Consider the following 1,819-nt stretch of genomic DNA (forward strand, 5'->3'; position numbering starts at 1 on the left):
AGATCTATAGTCTCTGCGTATATATTAACCTTATTCCTCTCTTTTGTGCTTTCTAATTTATATGCCTTAATTTAGTGTTTTTATTAAAATGCTAACTTAAGCCGTATATAATTAATGGCTAGTTTTAGCTTGCTTACGAAAATCTTTGCAGATTTTCTATTCCGTTTTTATTTGCTAAATTAGGTGCTGAAACACGCCACTAATCATATACAAACACGTTGCCAATAATTATGACCAACATCACGAATGAAAGAAATCTACGAACCTAAATTTGTTGAAAAGCTATTTGACAAAATGAGTAGTTCGTATTCAAAAATGAACTACATAACCTCATTCGGATTTAGTGAAAGATGGAGAAGACAATGTGTTGAGGAAATTGAAATCGAAAAAGGAAAAATAGTTGTCGATTTAATGACTGGAATGGGAGAATGTTGGAAACATATTTTAAAAAAGTCGGACAAAAACTCAAAACTAATCGGACTTGACTTCTCAACCGAAATGATAAATCGAGCAAATAAGAATAAATCGAAATTTAAAAAACATTCAGTCGATATTCTTAAAGAAAACGTTTTTGACAATTCTATTGCAAACGAAAGTGCTGATTATGTAATTTCAGGTTTTGGACTAAAAACATTTAATGATGAACAACTTGGAGAATTAGCGAATGAAATAAACCGTATTTTAAAACTAAACGGAAAGTTTTCGCTAATTGACGTTTCTGTCCCAAAAAGTAAAATATTAAAACCGTTTTATATGTTTTACTTAAAAAATATTATTCCGATTTTAGGAAAATTATTTCTTGGAAGTCCAGATACTTATAGAATGTTAGGAGTTTATACTGAAGAATTTGGAAACTCTAAAAATGTTCATCGGATTTTTAACAAACTGGAATTTGAAGTTGAATATGTGGAATATTTTTACGGTTGTGCAAGCGGAATTAAAGGACGGAAAATAAAATAACTATTGGCAACACCGTGGATAATTAATGGCTAGGTCACTGCCGACCTACGAACATTCCTGCGGAATATTCTATCTGTGATTTATTTGCTAAATTAGGTGCTTAAACACGCCACTAATCATACACATAAACGTTGGCAATAATTATGAAAAAACCGATAATCCTTACAATATTTCTTCTGATTTTTTCAGCCACCAAGGTTTATTCTTGCTCTTGCGAAAAATCAAGTATTAAATATGGATTTGAACATTCGGACTTAATTTTTACAGGAACCGTTGTAGAAATTAATAAAAAAAAGGCTTATGATTCAATTCCAAGCTCAACCGAAAAAGGAAAATATTACGTACAAGAAATTAATAGAATTGAGTTTGTTTTTAAAATAACAGAACTGATAAAAGGAAAAGAAAAATCGGATTTTATAACTATCGTGACTTCTGGTGGTGGAGCAGATTGCGGAAATTATTTTGACCTAAACTCGGAACATCTGATTTACTCATATAAAACGGATTTACAAGTAAACACTTTCGACGAGAATAATAAAGTTGAGCCATATTTTTCGACTGACCTTTGCACTCAAACAAAAAAACTAAACCAAACAAAAAAGTCAGAAATAAACAAACTGAAACGATTAAACAAACAGAATAGAAAATAACTATTGCCAACACTGTATATAAAAAATGCGTAGTTTAGTGCTAAATCAAAGGAAAGTGCGTACTTGCTTTCATCCGATTTTCGTTCCGAAAATCCGCTGACACAAGCACGCACTTTTCATATACAAAACCGTTACCACACATTTGAGAAATGACAGCGATTATAGTATTTATATTGATAATTATTGGATTCAACTTAATTCCAGAGCTG

Annotated in this window: 2 protein-coding genes; both read left to right on the forward strand. The window is 31.1% G+C overall.

Annotated features, from left to right (window positions below; genetic code table 11):
• The first annotated feature begins 246 nt into the window (after positions 1-246).
• Positions 247-960 carry a class I SAM-dependent methyltransferase gene (locus IEV77_RS17305; RefSeq protein ID WP_188467162.1) on the forward strand — a complete coding sequence of 238 codons (714 nt, stop codon included), beginning with the start codon at positions 247-249 and terminating at the stop codon, positions 958-960.
• Positions 961-1,103: 143 nt separating this feature from the next.
• Positions 1,104-1,610, forward strand: coding sequence for a hypothetical protein (locus IEV77_RS17310; RefSeq protein WP_188467164.1), 507 nt, complete (start codon positions 1,104-1,106; stop codon positions 1,608-1,610).
• The last annotated feature ends 209 nt before the right edge of the window (positions 1,611-1,819 follow it).

Source organism: Xanthomarina arctica (genome assembly GCF_014638915.1).
GTDB lineage: Bacteria > Bacteroidota > Bacteroidia > Flavobacteriales > Flavobacteriaceae > Xanthomarina > Xanthomarina arctica.

What these genes read in the sequence shown, in the direction of transcription:
- IEV77_RS17305 (WP_188467162.1), top strand. Translation starts at nt 247, where the DNA reads ATGAAAGAAATCTACGAACCTAAATTTGTTGAAAAGCTATTTGACAAA.
- IEV77_RS17310 (WP_188467164.1), top strand. Translation starts at nt 1,104, where the DNA reads ATGAAAAAACCGATAATCCTTACAATATTTCTTCTGATTTTTTCAGCC.